The sequence below is a fragment of the Planctomycetia bacterium genome (assembly GCA_016795155.1).
Lineage (GTDB): Bacteria > Planctomycetota > Planctomycetia > Gemmatales > HRBIN36 > JAEUIE01.
Genome location: JAEUIE010000066.1, coordinates 1 through 6290, shown reverse-complemented (window position 1 = coordinate 6290; position 6290 = coordinate 1). Strand labels below are relative to the sequence as shown.

The window sequence follows — 6290 nt, the reverse complement described above, 5'->3', positions numbered from 1 at the left end:
GGTCACCTTCTCACGCGATGAATATGGCAGCGCCAGCCATATGACCTTGTCGCTGACCAGCATCAATTACCAGGAGACGGGTTCAGGCCTGGTCACCACCAGTGTTGAGGTCAGGAACCATTCGACCTCGCTGATGACCTCCATGGAAGAGTTTTTCTACAACGACAGTGAATCGCTGGAACTGACCGGAGCCGCCACCGGGTTCGACTTTAACTCCTCCCGTCATTCGGGTTTGGTGGGTTACTTTGACAACTCGACTGCCACGCTGGCCCGGCACAACGAATCGCGCAGTACGTTCACGGCTCAACAGGTGACCGATTACCACTATTCCAACGGCTTGCTCGGCGAATACTCCGATGGCGAGTACTCTTACTCCAGCATGGCTTACCAGTCGACTGCCACCCTCGCATCGCTGGCAACCGCCACGTCGCTCGATACGCTGGTCAACACCGATCAATACCGCATACTGGATGCGATGCCCGACAGCAACGGGTTAAGCCTGAACTCCGATCCGGGCGATGGTGCTGTCGGTTCGAGCACGTCTTCATCCAGCGGCCACAGCGTCGTTACCTACCTCAACAGTCTGCTGCAGGTGACCGACACCGCCAGCACCAGTGCATCCTCCGGACTGGAGACCTATTCGTCGCTGGGCCAGTATGCCAACTTCTCGACAAGCTTGACCAGCTTCGCCCATCGTTCCAGCGGGAAGAGCCTGGCGACGATGAACTTCACGCAGATGCTCACCGGTACGATGTCCGAAAGCTCGCTCGGCTACCATACCAGTGAAAACGGTAGCGGTTCGGACACGGGTGGAGGCATTCAGAACGGTTCGGGCAACTCCGTCAGGGAAGGCCTGACGGATGGCGGTGCGTTGTACACCTTCAACACCGAGACGACCGGCCATGCTTATTCCGAGCTGGATTATTTCCTGCGGCAGGAAGGCAACATCCCTGCTGACCTGGGCACGGAATTGACCTATTACGAATCACGCGTGACGTTAACGGCCGAGCAGTATGCCGAGGAAGAGGAGATCGAAACCGAGTTCATCCGTACCATTACGCAGACCGAGGGAGCGGCGGACGATACGGGCAGCAGTTCGCTGAATGTGCCACAACTCTTCGGCGGGCCCTATGAATACGAAGCCGACGACCGGACGAACGACTCCTCGCAAACCGTGACGTTTGGTTATGAAGCGATTCGGACAGGCGTGAAGGAAACCATTGCCGAGCAGTTCCGCACCAGCTACGAGTATGGCACCTACAGCGAAGGGGATTATAACCTCAGCTGTGCCACCTACTTCAGCATCGAGACAGCAACCGTCACGTTCTCGTATACCACGGTCCGGGAGAATGAGCTCAACTTCGAGGAGTCGGAGTACAACCACCGCGTCAACAACTGGGCCCATTCAGGTTCGAGCGACAAGTACACGGCAGACAACGAAACGCACACGCACGATACGATACAGCTTTCGGTGCAGACGATTGTCACGGCGGGCAGCAGCACCATGACCGATGCCCGGTTCGAGCAGGGCGTTTATTCGCACGGTTCGTATAGCTACAGTTCCATTGCTTACGATGCCCATTATTCTTCGACTACCTCGGCTATCTCGTCGATTGAGTCGTCGATGTTCACGGCAACCGAATATGGCCGCCGAACGATCAGTGATATGTCAGCGACGCAGAACCGCTGGAACGATCTGAACAGGCCGACGGGGTTTGTGCTGGTCGAGTGGTTCGCCGAGTTCACCCAGTCGCTGACCGGTATCGAGAGTGACCTCACCAGCTCCGCCAGGAATGAGCAATATGACAGCGTGATTCGAGGCACCTCGTCAGGGCAGGACTTCAGCTTCTCGCTCATCAGTTCGACCTATCAAGCGACGACGACCGACAGCGTGACCAGAGGCACCAGCTTCACATCGGTGTTCACCGGCTATCACACGACCGGGCTGGTCGGGGTGTATCGCGACATCGAAGGGGAGATCACCTCCAGCGTCAACGTCAACCAGACCAGTTCGACGTTTATCAACAAGCAGCACCTGGGGTCGATGTACAACGGCGTGGCGTGCGTGGTGTATGACAAGACGCTCAGCGAAGCAGCCCAGACGATCACCAACAGCAGCAGCTATGTCATCAGCTACGAAGGGGATCATGCGGACTTCGAGGTTTACAGTTACGATTCTTCGGATGTGACCATCACCAATGGTTACTCGATGCAGGAGTATTCGGAGGTGTCGTTTGATCCGGCAGAGACTGATCCGTGGAGCCTGGTCAGTTACACTTCCATCAACACGGTGACGCAGGGTACCAGCTACGAAGAGGAATCGATCTTTGATCTGTGGCAGTTGTGGACCTTCGTCTCCACCACAATTACCGCTACCTACACATATGACCACCATCGCGAGCGGGATGATTCAGGGAATGTGTCCATCACGTTGGCAGAAGAAAAATATGGTTACTCGGAGCCTGATGGTGCGGGCGGCTACAGCTTCGTCTTCGATGATTACTCGATTACGAACAGCTACACCGAAGATGGTGAATACACGAATGTGGGCTTTGCTGAGTCCTATGCTGTGCAGACGATGAAGTTTGGCGGTCCGTCGTCCGCCTACCATCGTTACGACTGGGACAAAGAGCGGGAACGATCCGGCTCGGGCACGGAGTCGATAGCGGGTGCAACGTCTGGTGACACATTTGTCTATGGCTCGTACAGCAAGAACTTCACGCGCGATGACACCGGTGATTACTTTGGCGTTTATCAAAGCGAAGAAACGGGGATATCCAACTACTGGGGCCACGCCACACTGACTTACGATGAGACGATGGAGTATCGCCACACTGCTGATCTGGATGAGTATGAAGTCAGTATCGACTTCGCCGCGCCGTGGACGTTGACCTACACCACCGACAGCTTGCCCCTGACGACGATGACCGGTGCCACGCTGGAGACGCATATCGATAGTGGCGAGGATGTAAAGAAGGTGCCAGCGCCGCCAATGCCGCTGGCAATGAAGTTTGAATCAGCGAAGAGTCAGGAGTATTATGGCCTGAGCGCTGGAGTGATCTCGAGTTACAGCGACAAGCCGGAGCAAGGGAACACGGGAAGAAGACAATGGACTTCTAGTACTTACCAAGCTAATAGTGGCATTTTCGTCAACGATTGGAAGAACGGCAACTCGATGTCAACCCAGGCCCTGGGTGCGCTTCTGAGGGAGTTGGCGGATCGCTACGGCCATGGGTATGGTGGCATCTATGTGGATCGCAATGATTTCGGCGAACTGCGTCTACGCTTCGATCCACAGGTATTAGCTACGATCCAGGCAGCTCTTAACGACGGCAGTCTCAAGCTCTCCAAGGCGCAGCGAGACATGCTTAGGGCAGCACTTGGTATCGGCACTATCAACTTGAAAGGAGTCAACGGCAATGGACAGATAGAATACGAGCAAGGCTGGGGCAAGTCCCAAGTAGCGGCCAATACAGGTGTTGTTCGGGTCATCTCTGGCATCGGTCTCATTCAGGATGTGGCCATGGGCGGCCTGGCTGTCATTAGCGGAGGGGTGCTCGGCGGCGTTGTTCTGGAACAATCCCTGGAAAGCATAGCCGCCAAGCTGGCTGGGCTGTTCACCGGCAGGTTTCATAACACGGCTACCGAAACTATCATAATGGAATCTGGATTCACCGAGGAGCAGAAACGGGAATTGCTGCAAGCCTTGCATGACATCCAATTGATTCTGAACATCGGAGCAATGGGCAAGGCGCTTCAAGAGGTGACTTCAAAGGATATCTGGGAGGCAATACAACGGTTTATCAAGGGTGAGTCGGGGGCGATGCGGCTTGGGTCAACAACTCACCCGACAAGAGGAATGGGAGGCAGAAATCTATCCCCGGCTGAAAAAGCCGAGTTTGATGGTTTCGGACAGAGAGCTATGGATTTAGGTTGGATTGAGAATCCGAACAGGACTGGTAGTTGGGGACGAATTAATAATGGCAGGTTTGAAGAGCTTGGTCGTATTGATGTTGGCGAAGTAGGAATGCCCGGATGGAGAGGACGAACACATATTCACATAACTGGCGAACGAGGTCATTTGCCCTTGGATACGCCACTGCCAGGGGAACCAGGGTGGTAATCACAAAAGATTTATTGTTGAGTCAGACAGCCTTCCTCCATGACGCGGTGTGTTTGGAATTAGTATGGGATTGCTCATGCCCTGAACAACGTACCATAAGTATGAAAGTAATTGTTGATGTAAATTCGGGTTTGCCGTCTTGGGATGGTAAGAAAATGTCAATCACCTTTTCAGATGTTCTCGCAACTTGTCTGAAGGGGTGGGGTCACACGATTGGGGACGAGTGCATAGACAGTTGGAGAGAGGGCGTTTCAGTATCTCTTGAACAAGAATGTAACGTGTTGATTTCCAGGGGAATCAGAGTTCCTTCATTAAAGTTCACCATTTCCTTTCGTAGTGGATCAGAACTTGAACTGATTTGTTCAAATGTCACCGCTGTTGCAATTGATTGAGTAATGTCGCATAATAGCTCAAAGTGTTAGCTGATGTTGCAGTCCGAATTTGGAAAGATTTTTCGATGGTGTGTATATTGGGGAACCCCAACACCACCGCAGCGAAACAGCAGGCTGCAAACGAGTACCGTAACCCCGAGAATGTTACAAAATGTTACGTTTTGTTACACTTTTCAGGCTTTTGCGCCCCGCCTATGTTCCTGCAAATGGAACAAAATGGAACAAAATGGAACACTTTCAAAAAAGTGACAGAAGTGTTCCAAACGAATCGAAGATCGACAATCTATGCGAATACCCCTTGTTTTATGGCCATTTTCGACAAGCCGATTGAATCGAATCTGTCAGGATTCATCTTTTTCTCATACAAAGTGTTCCATTTACAATTAGCACATGCCCAGCCACCAGCGTTTTCGCTCCTGATAGGTTTCTTCATACTCTTGTTGGATGATCTCAGGCACACGGCACAGGCTGCTGACCGATGGCGGTTCGACCGAATGCCGACGGCACATCCATGCGTGGTAACCTTCCACCGTCAATGCAGCTTCCTGACATAACTCCAGTGCTTGTTGCAACCTTTCAAAGCCAGGATTTTTCTCCCAGAGCAACTGAGCTGGCAGACTCATTTGCTGACAGAACAACTCCCAACCAGCGTAATAGGTTCGCAGGTGATAGCCTAGCACCAGAAACTGGTCGAGATGTTCGCATCTATCTTCATTGACTATTTCAGCAGGATCACTTGCGTTACTGTTGGCGGCCTTCTGATGAAGCAGGCAATCGAGATAGGTAACTGCCAGGTTGAAGAGTTTCAGATAAGTAAAGTCTGACAGTTCCAGGAATGCCTGAGCAAACGGCCAGTGATCGGACATCGATACAGTGCGAGGTTGACTTGCCTTGGCCAGTCGTTCACGTTCCGTATCATCGTTGCGACTTCCTGCTGCGAGGATAAGTCGAAACCGTTCTTCCGGGGTCAGACATTCATAAGCCAATGTGGTTTTCATCACTGCTCTCTCCCATCTGAAACAAAGGGTAATTATCTGAATCGCTTCTGTTTATGATTGCTTCTTCCTGGTCAGCAAGACCGTTTGCAGCGCCTCCAGACGCTTATCCAGGACATCGACTCCCATGGCACGCAGCAAGGCATCCGAGAGGCTGGCCGTTAAGCGAGCCTTCTCCGGAGTTGATAGATGAGCTCGATCCAGCTGCCGTAGACGAGTGCCCAACAGCTCAACGACATCCGCAGAGGACATGGGTGAAGGCGAGTCTACGGGCGGTACGCCGTGGAGTGTTTCTTGCTCTTGCAGGCCCTGATAAGCATGATCCAGTAGTGCCATGGCTGCTCGCACGCGATCACCATCGCGTCGCCCTTTGCGTGCCACCGTAATGAGCGTCTCAACTGCCTGTGCCGATGCTGCCTGTAGCTGGCCTATCGCTGACTCCACCAGCTCACGTCGTGTCTGACGCAGGGCTGATCGGAACTGCGGTTCTTTCATCCAACGGTGAATCGTCGTACGTCCTACTCCTGTTTGGTCGGCTACTCGTGATAAATTGGTTTCAGTCAGCAAGGCTCCCAATACCAGTTCCTGCTTTCTGCTCAGTTTTCCCTGTGAGGCCAATGCAGCACCATCTGCTGCTATTTGCTCCAGATCAACTACGGGATGATGGTCTTGCGAAGAGGATGACTTGGGGGCATGACGCAGATGCACCAGCCAGGCAGTGTAGCGCAACAGATCAACGTGTTTGTTTGTGCCGATCCGCAGGCCAGCCTGGACGCGATG

General features: G+C 53.1%; 3 protein-coding genes. 1 reads left to right on the top strand and 2 read right to left on the bottom strand.

Going from position 1 to position 6290, the window contains the following annotated elements; genetic code table 11:
- A partial coding sequence (locus tag JNJ77_21660; GenBank protein ID MBL8825209.1) for a hypothetical protein occupies nt 1–4123 on the top strand: 4123 nt, incomplete at its 5' end.
- Between the two features lie 775 nt (nt 4124–4898).
- On the opposite strand, the gene JNJ77_21655 is transcribed toward JNJ77_21660, so the two are convergent.
- Together JNJ77_21655 and JNJ77_21650 are read right to left on the bottom strand one after the other, a co-directional pair.
- On the bottom strand, nt 4899–5513 hold the full coding sequence (locus JNJ77_21655) for a hypothetical protein (protein MBL8825208.1): 615 nt from the start codon (nt 5511–5513) through the stop codon (nt 4899–4901).
- Between the two features lie 51 nt (nt 5514–5564).
- The coding region (locus tag JNJ77_21650; GenBank protein ID MBL8825207.1) for a hypothetical protein at nt 5565–6290 on the bottom strand (726 nt) is incomplete at its 5' end.